General features: G+C 64.9%; 11 protein-coding genes, 2 tRNA genes and 1 riboswitch. Of the genes, 7 read left to right on the top strand and 6 right to left on the bottom strand.

Features of this window, described 5'->3' with window-relative positions:
* Positions 1-88: 88 nt before the first annotated feature.
* Entirely contained in the window at positions 89-304 is a 216-nt protein-coding gene (locus AVTE2539_RS07360; protein ID WP_284401799.1) for a hypothetical protein, read from the top strand.
* A gap of 48 nt (positions 305-352) precedes the next feature.
* Here the strand turns inward: AVTE2539_RS07360 and AVTE2539_RS07355 are convergent, their stop codons facing one another.
* Both AVTE2539_RS07355 and rnr read right to left on the bottom strand, forming a co-directional pair.
* Positions 353-1,108: an SDR family oxidoreductase gene (locus tag AVTE2539_RS07355; RefSeq protein ID WP_272563958.1), complete on the bottom strand. Its 756-nt coding sequence runs from the start codon at positions 1,106-1,108 to the stop codon at positions 353-355.
* A gap of 46 nt (positions 1,109-1,154) precedes the next feature.
* The gene (gene rnr / locus AVTE2539_RS07350; protein ID WP_284401796.1) at positions 1,155-3,452 is read right to left on the bottom strand and encodes a ribonuclease R; all 2,298 of its coding nucleotides are present in this window, start codon (positions 3,450-3,452) and stop codon (positions 1,155-1,157) included.
* 19 nt (positions 3,453-3,471) lie between these two features.
* On the opposite strand from rnr, the gene AVTE2539_RS07345 reads away from it, so the two are divergent.
* Positions 3,472-3,556 (top strand) — tRNA-Leu (locus AVTE2539_RS07345).
* A 165-nt stretch (positions 3,557-3,721) separates the two neighbouring features.
* Positions 3,722-3,806: transfer RNA gene (locus tag AVTE2539_RS07340), tRNA-Leu, on the top strand.
* A gap of 223 nt (positions 3,807-4,029) precedes the next feature.
* On the opposite strand, the gene AVTE2539_RS07335 is transcribed toward AVTE2539_RS07340, so the two are convergent.
* Together AVTE2539_RS07335 and AVTE2539_RS07330 are read right to left on the bottom strand one after the other, a co-directional pair.
* Complete coding sequence (locus tag AVTE2539_RS07335) at positions 4,030-6,756, bottom strand: DUF349 domain-containing protein (RefSeq protein ID WP_284409292.1); 2,727 nt, start codon at positions 6,754-6,756, stop codon at positions 4,030-4,032.
* 263 nt (positions 6,757-7,019) lie between these two features.
* Positions 7,020-10,733: a DUF748 domain-containing protein gene (locus AVTE2539_RS07330; protein WP_502868891.1), complete on the bottom strand. Its 3,714-nt coding sequence runs from the start codon at positions 10,731-10,733 to the stop codon at positions 7,020-7,022.
* 755 nt (positions 10,734-11,488) lie between these two features.
* On the opposite strand from AVTE2539_RS07330, the gene AVTE2539_RS07325 reads away from it, so the two are divergent.
* From AVTE2539_RS07325 to AVTE2539_RS07310, 4 genes are all read left to right on the top strand, one after another.
* Complete coding sequence (locus AVTE2539_RS07325; RefSeq protein WP_284409288.1) at positions 11,489-12,358, top strand: lytic transglycosylase domain-containing protein; 870 nt, start codon at positions 11,489-11,491, stop codon at positions 12,356-12,358.
* Between the two features lie 68 nt (positions 12,359-12,426).
* Positions 12,427-12,576: riboswitch (ZMP/ZTP riboswitch) on the top strand.
* A gap of 34 nt (positions 12,577-12,610) precedes the next feature.
* Entirely contained in the window at positions 12,611-13,855 is a 1,245-nt protein-coding gene (glyA, locus tag AVTE2539_RS07320; protein WP_272563963.1) for a serine hydroxymethyltransferase, read from the top strand.
* Between the two features lie 122 nt (positions 13,856-13,977).
* Positions 13,978-14,427 (top strand): transcriptional regulator NrdR, encoded by a 450-nt coding sequence (gene nrdR, locus AVTE2539_RS07315; protein WP_272563964.1) that lies wholly within the window; start codon positions 13,978-13,980, stop codon positions 14,425-14,427.
* A gap of 211 nt (positions 14,428-14,638) precedes the next feature.
* Positions 14,639-17,002 carry a hypothetical protein gene (locus tag AVTE2539_RS07310; RefSeq protein ID WP_284409286.1) on the top strand — a complete coding sequence of 788 codons (2,364 nt, stop codon included), beginning with the start codon at positions 14,639-14,641 and terminating at the stop codon, positions 17,000-17,002.
* A 27-nt stretch (positions 17,003-17,029) separates the two neighbouring features.
* Here AVTE2539_RS07310 and aroC read toward each other — a convergent pair whose 3' ends face one another.
* Together aroC and AVTE2539_RS07300 are read right to left on the bottom strand one after the other, a co-directional pair.
* The gene (gene aroC / locus AVTE2539_RS07305) at positions 17,030-18,127 is read right to left on the bottom strand and encodes a chorismate synthase (RefSeq protein ID WP_284409284.1); all 1,098 of its coding nucleotides are present in this window, start codon (positions 18,125-18,127) and stop codon (positions 17,030-17,032) included.
* 130 nt (positions 18,128-18,257) lie between these two features.
* Positions 18,258-18,713: a CBS domain-containing protein gene (locus tag AVTE2539_RS07300; RefSeq protein ID WP_272563967.1), complete on the bottom strand. Its 456-nt coding sequence runs from the start codon at positions 18,711-18,713 to the stop codon at positions 18,258-18,260.
* Positions 18,714-18,773: the final 60 nt, after the last annotated feature.

Raw genomic sequence — 18,773 nt, 5'->3', positions numbered from 1 at the left:
AAAGCGGCAGAGGCTGCGGAAATACTTGTTGAGCGATTGGCAACAAGGCATCGCCAACCCGGCGCCTGCACTTTTCTAGGAGATAGAAATGACCCGTAAATCCTGGCCCTTCCTGTCCACATACCAAGAGCGCAGTCCTGAACAGAACGTGGCCTTTTCATCTGCCGATGCGACCAAGTCTTCAGCCGGGCAAAGCGCTATTTCCTTGGGCATGGAAAGGGTAGGCACTGCTTCACCCATGAACCACACACCCCTTCGCTGCTCCGACTTCACCATAAGCAATCTTTCGCCTTCGGTTGCTTAACGAAGGAGAGGCCGCAAATTGCGGCCTCATCCCATCGGTCAGAAGGTTCTACCCTCGCCCCGCGAATGGCATCTTGGTGGCCATCACCGTGTGGAACATGACATTGGCCTCCAGAGGCAGATTGGCCATGTAGAGCACCGACTGGCCCACGATATGGACGTCCATCAGCGGCTCAGCCGCTATCTGCCCGTTGGCCTGCTGCACCCCCTGCGTCATGCGCTGGGCAAGCTCTGTCCCCGCATTGCCCACATCGATCTGGCCCACTGCAATGTCGTATTTGCGGCCGTCCAAAGACGCGGTTTTGGTGAGTCCGGAAACTGCGTGTTTCGTGGCCGTGTAGGCGATCGAATGGGGGCGGGGAGCATGCGCGGAGATGGAACCGTTGTTGATGATGCGACCGCCTGGCGGCTGCTGCGCCTTCATCACACGAAAGGCCTGCTGCAGGCAATAGAACATGCCGTTGAGATTGGTGCCGACCACCCTGTGCCATTGCTCCAGCGGCAGCTCGTCAATGGGCACAGCCGGCGCGCCAACGCCAGCATTATTGAACAGCAAGTCCACTCGTCCGAAGGCCTCCACCGCTCGGTCGAACAAGGCCCGAACTGCAACGGGGTCCGCAACGTCGGTCGGAACCGCCAAGGCTTGCCCCCCGGCACTGGCTTCGGCAATCACCGCATGCAGCAACGATTCCCGGCGCCCAGCCAGGACCACACGCCATCCGTCCTTCAGCAAGGCCAACGCAGCGGCTTTGCCAATGCCCGACCCGCCGCCGGTCACGATGGCTACTTTGGATACATCACTCATCGACCATTCCTCATGCGACTTTTTTCAACGTAGCTGCGCATAACGTTCATCTGCGGGATTTGCGGCCCTTGGCGGGCGGTCCGGCACGCTTGCCAGTCGCCTTGGGCGACTGCTTGCGCGAGGAGCGCTCGTCGGTCGACGCCCGGGTGGCGGATTTGCCAGGGGATTTTCTGTTCGAGGGGCTGGCCGCATGCGCAGCGCGGTTGTCGGAGGAGCCTGCGCCCGCGGTTGCCTTGCCCTTCGTTGGCCGAGGGGGCGCAAGGTCTTCACCTTCCCGCATGAGCCGGAAATCGATCTTGCGGCCATCGAGATCCACACGGCTCACCTGCACCCGTACGCGCGAGCCGATCGCATAACGTATTCCGGTGCGTTCGCCGCGCAATTCCTGGCGGGCCTCATCGAACTTGAAATATTCACCTCCCAGCTCGGTGATATGTACGAGGCCTTCGACATACATGGCGTCCAACGTCACGAAAATGCCGAAGCTGGTGGCCGCGCTGACCACGCCGCTGTACTCCTCGCCCAGGTGCTCACGCATGTACTTGCATTTGAGCCAGGCCTCGACATCCCGGCTGGCCTCGTCCGCCCGGCGTTCATTGGCGCTGCAGTGCAGCCCTGCCGCTTCCCAGGCCTGTGTTTCACGGGTACTCACCGGTGCTTCCTTGCGTGGTTGCATGGTGGGCGCAGCAACGCGCGCAGCCAGACGCTTGGCCAGCTTGGCATGGGCTTCGCCAGGCGTGGGCAATGCCGGCAACCGGTATTTGGTTTTACCGAGGATGGCCTTGATCACCCGGTGAACCAGCAGATCGGGGTAACGGCGTATCGGGCTGGTGAAGTGGGTGTAGGCCTCGAATGCAAGCCCGAAATGGCCGCTGTTGATCGGCGTGTAAATGGCTTGCTGCATCGATCGCAGCAGCATCGTATGGATCTGCTGAGCGTCCGGACGGTCCTTGGTGGCGTCAGCGATGGCCTGGAAGTCGCCAGGCTTCGGATCGTCGCCAATGGACATACCCACCCCCATGGCCTTGAGGTAATTGCGCAGGATCTCCTGCTTCTCCGGCGTCGGTCCTTCATGCACCCGAAACAAGCCAGGCTGGCCACCTTGCGCGATGAAATCGGCACTGCAGACGTTGGCGGCCAGCATGGCTTCTTCGATGAGGCGGTGCGCGTCGTTGCGGGTGCGTGGAACGATCTTCTCGATGCGGCCGTTATCGTCGCAAATAATCTGCGTCTCGGTCGTTTCGAAATCCACAGCACCGCGCACATGCCGCGCAGCCAACAGGGCCCTGTAGACATCGTGCAGATTGAGCAGGTCTTTGACGCGGGGCTTGCGCTTCGTCGCCTCCGGTCCACGGGTGTTGGCCAGGATGGCGGCCACCTCGGTGTAAGTGAAGCGGGCGTGGCTGAACATCACCGCGGGGTAGAACTGGTACGCATGCACATCGCCCTTGGCTGTGATGAGCATGTCGCACACCATGCACAGGCGCTCGACCTCGGGGTTCAGCGAACACAAACCGTTGGATAGTTTCTCGGGCAGCATGGGAATCACGCGCCGGGGGAAATACACGCTCGTCGCCCGGTCATAGGCGTCGATATCGATCGCACTGCCGGTCTCCACATAGTGGCTCACATCCGCGATGGCCACCAGCAGTCGCCACCCCTTGGCACGCCCGACCTTGGCGGGCTCGCAGTAGACGGCATCGTCGAAATCACGCGCGTCTTCGCCATCGATGGTGACCAGCGGCACGTCCGTGAGATCCACCCGGCTGCGCTTGTCCTGCGCGCGGACCTTATCGGGCAGTGCCTTGGCCTGCGCCAAAGCATCGGCCGAAAATTCGTGCGGCACACCGTATTTGCGCACCGCGATCTCGATCTCCATTCCCGGGTCGTCCACCTCTCCCAGCACCTCGGTGATTCGACCGACCGGTTGCCCGAACAGGGCTGGAGGCTCGGTCAGCTGAACCACAACCACCTGCCCTGGCTTGGCCGCTCCGGTGGCTCCTTTGGGGATCAAGACATCCTGACCATACCGCTTGTCTTCCGGGGCCACGAGCCAGACACCGCTCTCTTGAAGCAATCGCCCGATGATGGGCTGGTCGGGCCGCTCGACGATTTCAACCACGCGCCCTTCCGGACGGCCCCGGCGATCCTGGCGAACGATCCGGACACGCACGCGATCCTTGTGGAGCACGGCCCGCATCTCGTTGGGGGGAATATAGATATCGGATTCGCCGTCGTCTCGCTGCACAAATCCATGCCCGTCGCGATGCCCCTGCACACTGCCTTCGATCTCGTCTTCATTGCGCGCAGCAGGTGCGCCAGGGGTCGTTTTTTTGATATACAATCTGAGTCTTTCCTGAAATGCCCAGGTGGCGGAATTGGTAGACGCACTAGTTTCAGGTACTAGCGAGTAACATCGTGGAGGTTCGAGTCCTCTCCTGGGCACCAAGTTTAACGACAACCTGCAGGGTTGTCGGCCAAAAAAGCCGCTTCTTTTGAAGCGGCTTTTTTTATTGTCCGCATTCCCGGCGCATGGCATGGTCTCAACAATAAATTTTGCAACTCAGCCAGAGCCTTCAAAAAAGACTCTATAATTAGAGTCTTTCCTGAAATGCCCAGGTGGCGGAATTGGTAGACGCACTAGTTTCAGGTACTAGCGAGTAACATCGTGGAGGTTCGAGTCCTCTCCTGGGCACCAAATTCAAAAAAGCCGCTGTGAAAACAGCGGCTTTTTTTTGCCCGATGCGCCATGAACCGGACGTCATGGCTCGGCTCATTCCGTGATAGGCCGCTCCGCCATCGGCGTGGCTGCGCAACCGGAGGCTGGAGCTTTCTGCCAACCAACAACCCGCAGTCCTCCATCGGTGGTTTGGTAGAACAGCAAGGCCGGTTCGGCCAAACGGCCTTGCTGTACTTCGCGCTTATTTACGCAGCAGGGTCTTCAACGCGTTCTGCAACCTGCGGGCGCTGGTTTCGTCGGTTGCACTTGCAAGCACCCGAGCCACATCCTGCCCCCACGTCTGGACGGGCGTGGGATCATTTCGGCGGGTGAGCAACTGCAGTTGGAGTGCACGGCGGGCCTGCAACTGCTCCGCAGGGGTCGGCACTTCGGCCGCCATTTCCAGCCTCAGCAAAGCCTCCGATGCATCCCCTTGGGGCGCGGCAGAAACCGCCTGGGTCCATGCCGTGCGGACGGACGCTTGCACTCCCAGTTCCTGCACGCTGGGCAACTGGGCTGCGTCCCGTTTTTGCCAAGCTGCAATCAGCTGGGTGAGTGCCTCGCCATGCGCTTGCGCAGCCAGTTTGCGCAGTGTGAGTTGCGCATGTTCGAGAGCCTCGCGCTGGGCACGGAAAGCGCTGTCGCCCAGGCGAGGACCGCGAGCTTCCGAACGGTCACCAAACCGATCACCCCGATCCCCGAACCGGTCGCCCCGCGCATCGCCACCCCGGCCCAGGCCGGAGGCATCGCGCGGACCGCGTCCGTCTTTGCGGTCTCCCGGCCGTGCTGGACGGCCCGGCAGTGCAGGCGCATCCTTCTTCATACCCGGGCGATCGTCGCCACGCACAGCCACCACGGGACGCGGTGCAGGCTTCGGCGCCGCGGCAGGCGGTGGAGCCTGATCTGTATCGGCGCCCTCCCCTTCCAAAGCCGCGCCCCCCTCTGCGGGTGCGGAAGTCACGTTGTCCGACGCAGTAGCTGGCCTGTTCTGCGCAGCGGATGCTGCTGCTTCATTGGCCAATGCCTGTCCGCGCAGCGCAGCCTCCAGAGCGACCATTGCGCCACGGATCTTTTGCGCATCGCCGCTGGCATTCGCTTCCTCCAACGCCTTGGAGGCTTCCAACACGACGCGGTCCCGAGCGCTGATCTCGCCAGCCATCTTGTCCCGATCAGCGGATTTGCGATTGAACGCTTCGTCAATCGGCTTGCGGAAGGCATCCCACAATTTCTGTTCGTGCTTGCGGTCCAGTGGCACGGACTGCGCCTCGGCCTGCCAGCGCTGCTGCAGTGCCTTCACCGCGTCGACCCGCAGTGTCGGCGCAGCCCCCAAGGCGATTGCCTCGTCGATCAGCGCGTGCCGACGTGCCAGGCTGTCCTTCTGCGCAGTTTCCAGCGGCGCGGCGGCGGCGGCCATGGCTTCTTTCCATTGGGGCTGCAGTTCGGCGAACACCTTTTCGCTGACATGACCGCCATCGCGCCACCGATCACCGAACTGGTGGAGCGCACGGTTGACCGCCTTCCAGTCGGGCTGTCCGGCCGTTGCCTGGGCCACCGTCCAAGCTTTCACCTCGTCCAGCAAGGCCACACGCTGGGCTTTGTGTTCAGCCGCATCGGCACGCACCTTTTCCAGCCACGCCTCGACCACCTTGTGGGCGGCATTGCAAGCCTCGTCGAATTTTTTCCACAGCGCATGGTTGGCCGGCCCCCCTTGGTCGGCCTGTTTCCACTGCTCGCGCAACTGGCGCAGCGTTTCCTGCATCTTGCGGCCGCCCAAAGCCTGGCCTTCGGGACGTTGCAGCAACCCTTCCGCACGGGCCACCAAGTCTTCGCGAACCTGGTCCGCGCTCCAGCGCTGCCAGCCTTCGAGTTCACCCGCCGCGACCAAAGCCGTGTGCACCTGCTGCTCCAATGCCGCGTCGATGTGCTTGCCATGGGTTTTCAGCACGCTGCGCAACGCAGCCGCAGCGCCCGCGCTGGCTTTGCCGTGGCCTTCCGCCGTCTCACGCTCCAGTTTGACCAATGCGTCGCGCACAGCCTGCACGGCCTTGTCTCGCACTTCAGGATCCACCTTGGAGCGTGCAGGTGGCCGCGCGGCCGGCTGCGCCGCGGCGGCTTCCGATGGTTGACCACGGGCCACGCGGAGCTCATCCGCCCACACGGGAACCGGAGGCAAGGCTGCCGCAGGATCTTCCGCCGCCGCCACCGCCTGAGCGACTGCCGGCTGGAATGCATCCCACACCACGAGAAGCTGGGTGCGCGAGGCATCGAGCAGCGGCGGGAAACGCGCTTCCACGCTGACCCAGGATGGGTCGTCCGTCAATTCCTGAGCCTGTTGCTGCCAGCGGCCCACGTCGGTGCGCAGCGCCTCCAATGCGGCCTGGGCATCACGCCAGGGCTTGGTGGAAAGCACCTCGATGCGCTGGGCCAGCAACACCGCGGCCTCACGCTGCACCTGCACACGGTGCTGCAGATCTTCGATGACCTTCATGCGCTCTGCCAATTGCACCTTGAGCGACGCCAAAGGTTCCCGCGACAAAGGGGCACCCGCCTTGGCCGCATCGCGCTGCCAAGCCAGCGCGTCGGCGATGTTCAGCTTGGCGGCAGCCAGCAAACCCTGCGCCTTTTCGGCCCACTCCGCAGCGATTGCCTCCTGGCCTTTGGCACGCCGGATTTCATCGAGGCGCTCGCGAACGGCACGGGCCGCGCCCTTGTCGCGCCCACTCAGTTCCTTGAACACCTCCTGCAACTGCTCCGGCGACGGCTGGGTCTGCAGCCATTCGCGGATGCGCGATGCCCTCTCTCCCGAGGTCGCGGCGGAAAACGCGCCGCCCGTCAGCGCATCCAAAGGATGCGGCTCGGTGTGCTTGGCCGGGGCCGGGTTCACTTCGGGTGCGTCAGACATTTTGTTGCGAGAAGAAAAGGGAAACATGGATTCAGGGGGTAAAAGGCCGTGGCCGAGGGAGCCAGCGCCTACAGGCAGCGCAGATGACGCCGCCGACAAGGGCGCTATTTTCGCCCGGTTTTAGCAAGTCCCCTACATGGGGCGTTTTTATTCGGACTCAGCGGGCACACAGGGCCATGGTTCAGACACTTGAGCGTTGAATATGGGGTGCCGCGCTGCGACTGCAATACGGCAATGTAGCCCACTGCCATGGATGGCTGAAAAAGCTTGTTTCCACCGGATGCGCCCTGTCAGCGAGTGGACAAAGTGAGTTCGGCGTGGGGCGCCCCGTTAGCACTCTCTGAATCGATTTTCGGTGCGCCGACGAACAATCGCCCCAGCGCGACTTGCCGCCCCGCCAGGTAGTCACGGACCGCCACTGCCCGTGCCTGTGCCAGTTCTCTCATCGCCTCATCGGGAATTGCCATGTCCGCCAATAACAAGGCTTCCATTTCTAGCACGGACAAATCCTTCGCCATGCCGACCAGATTGCGGGGCTTGGCCATGTCGGTGCCGCGATACACATCCTTGAGCGAGTCAGCGTACTGCGGCGAGCCCGGCGCCAGCGCCTGGGGTTCCGAGGGCGCTTGATCGCCCCGAGCAGCCATGCGGCGCGCTTGTGCCGCCACCCGGGACTGCAGCGCGGCCCGTTTCCAGCCCTCTTGTTCGGCCTCTCGCTGAGCGTGCCCGGCGACGGTCATGTTCAGTCCCGGTCGTTCCGAGAGTGCCTGTCCGATCTTGTCGAGCGTCTTTCGGGCTTCATCGTTCAGGGCCGCGCTGCCCGGGGCGAAGTTGACGCGATCCAGCTCAGAACTGCCCCCCATCCATCCGGCCAGCAATGAAAACGGCGAAGTGATCGCCTTCATCACCAAGTTGCCCACCGCGCGAAAAATCACCGGTCCCAGGCGGAACTGGGGGTCGTTCAGCGAGCCATTGATCGGCAGTTCCACGTCGATCACACCATTGCGGTCGGCCAGCAAGGCAACAGCCAGACGCACCGGCAAACTGGCCGGAGCACCCTCCACCGGCTCGCCAAAACGCAACTGGTTCAGCACGAGCTTGTTGCTGGCCGTCAATTGACCATCCGGCAGAACACGATAGTTGACGTCCATGCTCAGCTTGCCCCGCTCGATGCCATGGCCCGCGTACTTGATGCTGTAGGGCGATAGCGGCGGCAGTTCCAGATCGCGCATCCGCCCCTGGATGTCCAATGCCAAGGGCTTGGCCAGCGGATTCAGGCGCCCCGTGATGTCGAGCGAGGCGGAGCCCTGCGCACGTCCACGCAGTTGAAGGTCGGCCATGGCGGGCTCACCGCCCTCGGCGGGGGGCGCGGAGGCAAAAGCCCCCAGGCGCCCATTCAATTCGCTCAAGTCCGCTGAATAGTTGGGCCGAACGAACGAGTCGGTAAAACGCACCGAACCGCCAGTGAGCACCACGGGGCCGAAACGCATGACCGGCGCCATTGACGGCTTGGCCGCCTGGGGCGGCGTCGAGCCCGCCGCTGCGGTGATGTCGGGGGAAGCCTCCGCTGTTGCCGATACACCGGGTGGCCCCTGGGCAGGCTGAGCAAGGTCCTGCAGATTGATGCGCCCATTCGGCTGAACGATGATGCGGGCAAAAAAGTCGCTCAACGCCGTTTCCTTGACGTCGAGCGCGGTTGGCTTTCCCGGCGCCAGGGTGAAATCCACCCCCTGCAGGGCCAGCGACTTCCAGTTCAGCAGTTCTTCCCCACGGATGGGTGCAGCACCGTCGGCCGGTCCAGTCGCGGCTGGGCGAACGGCAAGGGCCCTCACCCGCACGTCGTCCAGTGCGGCATTGCCCCGCACGCCGACGGCCGGTCCGTCGGCTTGCGGGGCGTAACACACCTCGCCATTGAAGCTGCCGAGGGCACGCACCACATCGACCGCCAACGGGTTGTCCACATACGGCTTGAAGAGATGCAGTGGCAGGCGGGACGCCTGCACCTTGCCCTGTGCCAGCAGGGGCGTCATCTGCACCGTTCCTTCATAGGCCAGGTTGCCGGGATCCGTCCGCCCGGCCCCCAGTCGTGCCGACAGCGACAACGACACTGGAGGTGCGCCGGCATTCACCGGCCATGCCAGGCCCTTGGCCCGCATCTGGAAGGTGTCGAGCAGTACCGCCACAGGCTGTGCCTTGGCCGCATCGTTGAACGCCAGCGCTCCACCGTCCACCGACACTTCGGCCAGTTGCACGCTCCAGCCGGGGGCGGCATTCGTCCGCGTTGCGGCGGCGACTGGCACACGGCCTTTCCCTGCGGTGTCGGGCACCGTCGTCAGCCAGCGCTCCACCATCCAGCGCCCGTCCCCAGTGCGCTCCAGGCGCACTTTGGGCTGCAATGTCACCACCCGCGCGATGGCAACGGTGCGCTGCGGCATCCGGATCAACGCATCCTCGACCTCGACGCGGCCGATTTCAGCCCAGGCCGCGTTGTTGCGCAGGCCCGAGACCGTGGCGGCCCCCGCTGGGCAGTCCCGCCCAGCCGGAGCACAGGCCCATTCGGCGCGATCCACCGACAGCTTGGCGATCTTTGCCGCCCATGAGGAGCCGTTCCAGGCCACGCCCCCATCGGAATCCAGCGTTCCGTCCAGTTGGGGCTGGACCAGGTTGGCCAGGTACGGCCGGGCCATGGACAGCGGCCAGCCGCGGGCGGACACGGCCACGCGGCCCGATTGCGCCAGCACCTCCCCTTGAAGCGACAAGGTCGCGGCGTCGCTCCCCGCTTCCGATGACAGCCGGGCATCCGCGGTGAACTGCATTGGCCGGGTGAGTGGCAAGGCCAGCTGGGTCGCGCGCACCCGCAGGTCGCGTGCCGAGATACGGGCGGGCACCGCCGTACCCTCGTCCAGCCAGTCCACCTGCCCCCCGTTGATGGCCACCCGATCCACAACCATATCCCACGGCGCATCGGGAGCCGCAGTGGTCCCCGCCTTCGTGGCACCCTGGCCTTGTGCCGCGCCGCCCAGCACGGCCATGCGCCCTTCCCGGTCACGCCGCACCGTCGCGTGCGGCCCGCGCCACTCCAGCGAGGCCACATGCACCTTCCGCTGGAAGGGCTGCAGCGCCGCTACCTGGGCGGTGGCCATGTCGAACGACAGCAGTGGGCCACCCTGTCGATCGCTCACGCGTGCACCATGGACCTGCACGACGCCGCTCACCGAGAGAGCGGGTTCGGACTGTTTCTGGAACGTCAGCCGCAGATCGGCGTCCAGCGTGCCTTGCTCGATGCGCACCGGCATGCCGGAAGGAAGGTAGGCCAGGAACGGCTGCAGATCCAGCCCCTTGAACTGCAGCGTGGCTTCGGTGTCCCGGCTGTCCAGAAAAGGTGTGCTCTGAGCCCCGGTCGTGAACGCCGTGCCATTGAGTTGAAAGGCCAGATGGGGCGCGACCTTCACGGTGCGGTCTGCCGGCAGGTTGCTCAGAAACGGCACGCTCAGGGAAAATCCACGCACGGTGTGGACCCGTTTTTGCGGCGCATCGCCGAAATCCACCGCGCCATCCTTCACCACGATGTTGTAGAGCGAAAACCGCTGGGGCTGCGCATCGGGCGCAGCCGTCGCCGAGGATGGTGCAGAAAGCTTTTTCAGCAGGTCATCGAAGTCGGTCTGCCCAGCCGACGTGCGTGCCAGGCGCAATGTTGGTCCATCGATCTCCAGCGCGTCGATCACCGGCGCCAGACGCCAAAGGGACTGCAGTTCTGCATCTATATAGAGGCGCTGAATTTCTACCTGGGGCTCCTTGCCCGAAGTCTCTGCCGCCATCCTCAGATCCCGCAGTTCCAGTTCCAGGGTCCATGGCTTGAAATCGATCTTCCCGACAGACAGTTCTCGCCCCAACTGCTCGGACACCGTGGTGTGCAACACATGGCGCAGCGCGGGCGGAACCACGGCCCAGGCCAGTGCCCAGAATCCCAGCCAGGCCAGCACCGCCCACGCCACGCGGCGCATCCACAGGTTTTTGATGATCGAAAGCGCTTGCAGAGGCACGTCAGAGTCCGGTTTCCATTGCACAGATCATGGGATTCGAGCAGAAATCGGTCGGCGCAACATGTAACCAGTCGCAAAAAAGAAAGCCCGGTGGAATCTGTCGATCCGCACCGGGCTTGACGGCTGACACAACGGTCTTTTGCCATCATTTGCACCCTGGAGTTTGAACGTCCACGGGGCAGGAGGCAAGGTATTGCCTCCGGGGTCTGCCTTGGAAGTTTGACCAGTCACCTTCAGTGCACTGCATGCGTCTGGAGGGCGGCTCCGCTTCGTCCGGCGATGCCTGAATCACTCAGGCAAAGCCACTTTAGCCAAGTTGACGGGCCACCACAAGCTGGATTTTCAATCGCTATCCATGCCTCGATTGCATTCATCACCGTGGGGCTGCAGAAGCGGTAACGATGCCTCATGCAAGGGTGCCGATGCACCCTATAAACCTGTGTTTCCTACCAGATTTTTAAGATCCAATTGATCTAAAGATCAGTTTTGTTAGTATTGACTCTGTATTAAGAGCCCTCCTAGAATCCGCGAGCCCTGAAAAACGGGGTTGACGATCTTCCATCCGCTGCCGATCCCGGCTAAGTCAGTTCGGTCATTGAACGCTCTCCGGAGGCAATGCGAACCTGATGGCGTACCAATCCAGGCGAGATGCCTGGCACGGCCTGGCCCCTTGTGGGCCACCTTGCTCAGGCCTCGACTCAGAAAGGAAAAGCTACATGACAGCGTTAGGAACAGTGGTCGCCGGAGTGCGAACGTTCGCATCCGATGTGATCGACGGTTTTCTTGAAATCACCCACAGCAGCTTCGCCCTCCTCGGCCTGGCTGTCGCTTTTGCCGTCATCACTTTGACCGCACGTCCCGACCTGCGCCAGACCGGAGAGGAAAAGCTGATGAGCTGGCTGCAAGCCCGCCAGGTCGCGGTCATGGGCACGCCCATCGAGCCGGAAGCCAGCGAGCGCGCCACGGCGAGCAATCCGAAGGAACTCCCCAAGGAGCAGGCAGCCGTCACCTATTGGCTGAGCAAGAAGTACCGCGTGGCGCCGGAGCCTTTGGCAGTGCTGGTGGCCGAGGCCTACGAAATCGGCGGCAAGACCAAGCTGGACCCTACGTTGATCCTGTCGATCATGGCCGTGGAGTCGAGCTTCAACCCCTTCGCCCAGAGCGCGGTGGGCGCCCAGGGCCTGATGCAGGTCATGACGAACGTGCACACCGACAAGTACCAGAATTTCGGCGGCCACTTCGCGGCCTTCGATCCGGTGAGCAACCTGCGCGTGGGCGTGAAGGTGCTGCAGGAATGCATCACCCGCGCCGGGTCCCTCGAAGGCGGCTTGCGCTACTACGTCGGCGCGGCCAATCTGCCCGACGATGGCGGGTACGCCGCCAAGGTGCTGGCCGAGCACTTCCGCCTGCGCCAGGTGGCCAGCGGCCGGTCGGTGCCCTTGCAACCGCCGGCTCCTGCCACGCCGGCCGCCCCGCCGATGCTCTCCACGCAGGCGCCGGCACAGACCGTTCCTGCCAAGGCGGCCGCCGAAGCGGAAGCCCCCAAGGCCAGCGCCGACAAGGTCGCGCTTCTCTCCGCCCTTTGAACCGACGGTGCCCGACTTGGGGCATCGATTCATCCTCGGGCTCCAGGCCCGGTGCGGTCAGCTACACTCGCGGGGTACGCAACTGGCGATAGGCGCGGCACTCCACTGCCGCCGCTGACGTGGAAACCGACAGGGGTTCACCCCCTGTGAACCACTGGGGAGCGTGCCGCACGGGCTGAAAGGCCTGCTGTGTTCCGCCGTTCGCCTGGGCAGCCCTTGTTTCAAGGGACACCAGTTCATAGGACTGCCAACATGTACCAACGCAATATCCTCGTCAGCCAGGCCGACCCTGAAATCTGGGCCGCCATCCAGGCCGAAAACGTTCGCCAGGAACAGCACATCGAGCTGATCGCCAGCGAAAACTACGCCTCCCCCGCCGTCATGGCCGCCCAGGGCTCGCAGCTCACCAACAAGTACGCCGAAGGCTATCCCGGCAAGCGCTACTACGGCGGCTGCGAGAACGTGGACGTGGTCGAGCAACTGGCCATCGACCGCGTGAAGAAGCTCTTCGGCGCCGAAGCCGCCAACGTGCAGCCCAACTCCGGCTCGCAGGCCAACCAGGCCGTGCTGCTGGCCTTCCTCAAGCCCGGCGACACCATCCTCGGCATGAGCCTGGCCGAAGGCGGCCACTTGACGCACGGCATGCCGCTGAACATGAGCGGCAAGTGGTTCAACATCGTTTCGTACGGCCTCAACGACAAGGAAGAGATCGACTACGACGCGCTCGAAGCCAAGGCCCGCGAGCACAAGCCCAAGCTGATCATCGCCGGCGCATCGGCCTATTCCTTGCGCATCGACTTCGAGCGCTTCGCAAAGATCGCCAAGGAAATCGGCGCGATCTTCTGGGTGGACATCGCCCACTACGCCGGTCTCGTGGTCGCGGGCCAGTACCCCAACCCCGTGCCCCATGCCGACGTGGTCACCTCCACCACGCACAAGAGCCTGCGCGGCCCGCGCGGCGGCATCATCCTGATGAAGTCCGAGCACGAGAAGGCCATCAACAGCGCCATCTTCCCCGGCCTGCAAGGTGGCCCGCTGGAACACGTGATCGCCGCCAAGGCCGTGGCCTTCAAGGAAGCGCTGGAGCCGGGCTTCAAGGCCTACCAGGAACAGGTCGCCAAGAACGCCAAGGTGTTCGCCGAGACGCTGATCGAGCGTGGCCTGCGCATCGTGAGCGGCCGCACCGAAAGCCACGTGATGCTGGTGGACCTGCGCGCCAAGGGCATCACCGGCAAGGAAGCCGAAGCCGCCCTGGGCAACGCCCACATCACCATCAACAAGAACTCGATTCCCAACGACCCTGAGAAGCCGATGGTGACCAGCGGCATCCGCGTGGGCACGCCGGCCATCACGACACGGGGTTTCAAGGAAGAGGAAACGCGCCTCACGGCCCATCTGCTGGCCGACGTGCTGGACAACCCGCGCGACGAGGCCAACCTGGCCGCGGTGCGGGCCAAGGTGCACGCGCTGACCTCGCGCTTTCCCGTCTACGGCTGATTCATGCCCCGCTCTCCGCTCAGCGCCGCCTGCCCTGGCCCAACCGGGGCAGAACGGGCGCTGGCGCCAGCCTCGGCCCGCTCGGCGGCCCTTTTCCGCCGGCATGATGGAGGGGCCTTCCGATGAAGTGCCCCTTCTGCAGCCACCCCGAAACGCAGGTGGTGGAAACGCGTGTGGCCGAGGACGGGGATTTCGTGCGCCGCCGCCGCCAGTGCGGCGCATGCGACAAGCGCTTCACCACTTACGAGCGGCCGGAAGTGAACTTTCCGTCCATCGTGAAGAAGGACGGTCGGCGCATCGAATACGAACGGGCCAAACTGCTGGCCTCGTTCAACCTGGCGCTGCGCAAGCGCCCGGTCAGCACGGTGCAGATCGACAGCGCCATTGAGCGCATCGAGGAAACGCTGCTCAACCTGGGGCAGCGCGAGGTGCCTTCCAGCCAGATCGGCGAGTGGGTGATGCGCGAACTCAAGAAGCTCGACAAGGTGGCCTACATCCGCTTTGCCAGCGTGTACCGCAGCTTCGAGGACATTGACGACTTCCGCGCGCTCGTGGACGAAGTGCGCAAGTAAGAATCGATGGCCTGGGGTCTTTCGAGCCCTCACCGCATGACTACCATGCGGTGGCAGCTACCGATTTCATAGCAAACGAAAACGGCGCGCTGTCTGACAATGCGGGCGGCCACGTGGACGCCTCTGCGTTCTAAACTGGGCCGCTTCGTCCGCCGGAGCGGTCTGCGTGCCCGGCGTCCTCGCTACGATCCGCGTCCGCCGCCCTCGCTCCATGGAATCCCAGCCGCCGATTTCCAACCATCCCACTTCGCCCGCATCCGCTGCCCAAACCAACAGCGGGCCTGCCCACCGCCACACCTGGCAATTCTTTCGCGCCGGTGGCGTGGACCAGGTCACCATCCGCACCGGCGCCGACATCGCCCACCTGGCCGAGCTGGACCAGAAGCTCTGGGTAGCCCTGGCCTGCCCCACGCGCGGCATCGAGTTCGACCCACGCACGCTGGACCTGATCGACACCGACAAGGACGGGCGCATCCGCCCGCCGGAACTGCTGGCGGCCTGCGACTGGGCCTGTGCCCGGCTGGGCGACCCCGACCTGCTGGCGCGGCCGGCCGATGCGCTGGATCTGGAGGCAATCGACACCACCACGGACGAGGGCGCCGCGCTGGTGGCGCAGGCCCGGCGCATCCTCGCGCTGGCCGACCAGCCCGAGGCCACCACCATCACGCTGGCCCAGGTGCTGGAACGCAGCGAACAGCTGAGCGCCATGCGCTTCAACGGCGATGGCGCAATCACGCCGGACACGGCGCAGGACGACACCCCGGCGCGGGAGGCCATGGAGCAGATCATCGCCACGCACGGCAGCGTGCCCATCGAGCAGAAACCCGTGAAAGGCGTCGCCCAGGAGGCCCTGAAAGGGGTGGACCGCGCGCATGCCGAGGCCTTCTTTGCCGAGGTGGCGAAATGGCACGCCTGGTCGGCCCAGGCCAATGACCGCACCGCCGGACTGGCGCTCGGCAATCGCACGCTCGCCGCCACGCAGGCGATGAACGCGGTGCGGCACAAGATCGACGATTTCTTCGCGCGGTCCCGGCTCGCCGCCTACGATCCGCGCGCGGCGGCGGCACTCAACCCCACACAGGAGGAATACGCCGCGATGGCGGGGGTCGATCTGGATGCATCGTCCCCCGCGGTGGCCGCCCTGCCCCTGGCGCCCATCACGCCCCATGGCGCCCTGCCCCTGGCGCGCGGCACCAATCCCGCCTGGGCGCAGGCCCTGCAGACCTTCCGGGAGCAAGCGGTGGAGCCGCTGCTCGGCCGCCCGGCCGAGGCGCTGGCCGAAAAAGAATGGGAGCAGGTGCAAAAGGCCCTGGCCCCCTGCCAGCAATGGCTGGCCGACAAGCCGGCCACCAGGCTGGATGCGCTCAAGGACGATGCCCTCCGCCAGTTGCACGAGAGCGGCGTGCGCGAGCGCGTGATGGCCCTGATCGAGCAGGACGAGGCCGAGAAGGCGCACAACACGCAGATGCTGGACCTCGAGAAGCTGCTGCGCTTTCGGCGCGACCTGCTCGTGCTGCTGAACAACTTCGTCTCGTTCTCGGCGTTCTACCAGCGCGAGGGCGCGATCTTCAAGGCCGGAACGCTGTACCTGGACGCGCGCAGCTGCGACCTGACCGTGCAGGTGGCCGATGCGGGCAAGCACGCCAAGCTCGCCGGGCTGGCCAAGACCTACCTGGCCTACTGCGACTGCACGCGCAAGGGACAGAAGATGACCATCGTGGCGGCGTTCACGGCGGGCGACGTGGATTTTCTGTTCGTGGGGCGCAACGGCGTCTTCTACGACCGGCAGGGCCACGACTGGGACGCCACCATCACCAAGCTGATCGAGAACCCCACCAGCATCGCGCAGGCGTTCTTCTCGCCCTACAAGAAATTCCTGCGGATGATCGAGGAGCAGGTGGCCAAGCGGGCCTCGGCCAGCGATGCGCGGGTGGAAAAGTCCCTGGGCGCCACGGCCGGGCAATTGGCCAACACGCCGCTCAAGGCTGGCGGCACCACGCCCGCCGCCTCCACCGTGGTGGAGCCCGGGCGCCGCACCGACGTGGGCACGGTGGCGGCGATCGGCGTGGCGCTGGGCAGCATCAGCGCGGTGCTGGTGGGCATCTTCGGCAAGTTCGTGGACCTGGGGGTGTGGATTCCGCTGGCGCTCATCGGCATCGTGCTGGCCATTTCCGGGCCGAGCATGCTGATCGCGTGGCTCAAGCTGCGCCAGCGCAGCCTGGGGCCGATCCTGGACGCGAGCGGCTGGGCCATCAACGGCCGCATGCGTATCAACACGCGGCTGGGAGGCTCGCTGTCGCAGACGGCCCGGGTACCGGCCAATGCGCGACGGTTGCTGGACGACCCGTTCGCCGAGTCGCGCCGGCCAGTGTGGCTGGCGGCGGGGGGATTGTTGGTCGTCACCGTGCTGGCGGTGGCCGCTTGGCGCTGGTACCGGCTGGAGCATGCGCCGGCACCGGTCCCTGTCACCGCCCCCGTTGCCGCCACGGGCAGCGCACCGGCCACGGCAACCCCCGGTGCACCGGCGGCTTCGGTGCCTGTGGCGCCCCCCGTGCCTGCCTCAGCCGCGCGCTGAGGCGCGGGCGGCCCGAGGGCCCCGGGCTCAGAGAAACGATGCCTGGATCGGCGGCACCGGCGGCTCGACGTCGCCGCACTGCCCGCGATGGCGCAGGGCATGGTCCATCACGACCAGCGCCAGCAGGGCCTCGGCGATGGGTGCGGCGCGGATGCCCACGCAGGGGTCGTGCCGGCCCTTGGTGATGACCTCGGTGCTCTGGCCGTGCACGTCGATGGATTCGCGCGGGCTGATGATGGAACTGGTGGGCTTGATGGCCAGCGACACCTCGATGTCCTGCCCTGTGCTGATGCCGCCCAGCACACCGCCGGCGTTGTTGCTGGCAAAGCCCCGGGGCGTGAGCGAATCGCCGTGCGTGGTGCCGCGCTGCGCCACGCTGGCAAAGCCCGCGCCGATCTCCACGCCCTTGACGGCGTTCAAGCCCATCATCGCGTGGGCGATGTCGGCATCCAGCTTGTCGTACAGCGGCTCGCCCAGCCCGACCGGCACACCCGTGGCCTGCACGCGGATGCGCGCGCCGCACGAATCGCCCGACTTGCGCAGCGCGTCCATGTAGTCCTCGTACGCGGACACATCGGCGACTGGCGCGAAGAACGGGTTCTGGGGCACGTGGTCCCAGCTTTCGAACGGAATGGCCAGCTCGCCGATCTGCGTCATGCAGGCGCGAAAGCGAACGCCGTATTTTTCGGACAGCCACTTCTTGGCGACCGCGCCGGCCGCCACCGTGGGGGCGGTGAGCCGCGCCGACGAACGCCCGCCGCCGCGCGGGTCGCGGATGCCGAATTTGTGCCAGTAGGTGTAGTCGGCGTGGCCGGGGCGAAAGCTCTCGGCGATGTTGGAGTAGTCCTTGCTGCGCTGGTCGGTGTTGCGGATCAGCAGGGCGATGGGCGTGCCGGTGGTCTTGCCGTCGTACACGCCGGAGAGGATCTCGACCGTGTCGGCCTCGTTGCGCTGGGTGACGTGGCGACTGGTGCCGGGACGGCGGCGGTCCAGGTCGGCCTGGATGTCTGCCTCGGACAGGGGCATGCCGGGGGGGCAGCCGTCGATCACGCAGCCGATGGCCGGGCCGTGGGATTCACCGAAGTTGGTGACTGCGAATAGGGTGCCGAGTGTGTTGCCGCTCATGGGGCGCGATTATCACCGAGCCTTGCGACCCGGCCCGATCCATCCCACCCCGCGTCGAATGCTATTGAAAACATAGCAATCCAGGCAATCGATACCCCGGCATGGGGCCTGTTTGGCTTGAAGGGAGCGATCAGACCGCCGGGCGGGCGTCTTCCTCGGGCCAGTCGCGGATGTAGGCCTTGAGCATCTTGTTCTCGAAGTTCTGGGCATCCACGACGGCCTTGGCGACGTCGTAGAAGCTGATCACGCCCATGAGCATCTTCTTGTCCATCACCGGCATGTAGCGGGCGTGGCGGTTGAGCATCATGCGGCGCACCTCGTCCATGTCGGTCTCGAGCGTGCAGGTGAGCGGGGCGTCGTCCATGGCCGTGCGCACGAGCAGGGTGCCGACCGAACCGCCGTTCTTCACCACGGCCTGGATCACTTCGCGGAAGGTGAGCATGCCCACCAGGTCACCCAGGTCCATGACCACGAGCGAGCCGATGTCCTTTTCGGACATGATTTCAGCGGCCTGGGACAGCGGCTCGTCGGCGTTGACGGTGTAGAGGGTGTTGCCTTTGACGCGAAGGATGTCGCTGACTTTCATGGGGGAGGTCTCCGTGGTGCGCGCCAAGGCGCTGCTGGCTGAATCCTGCGCAATATAGCC

The sequence above is a fragment of the Acidovorax sp. SUPP2539 genome, assembly GCF_030158975.1.
Lineage (GTDB): Bacteria > Pseudomonadota > Gammaproteobacteria > Burkholderiales > Burkholderiaceae_C > Paracidovorax.
The sequence above is the reverse complement of the archived record's forward strand: the minus strand, read 5'-3'. Positions and strand labels throughout refer to the sequence as shown.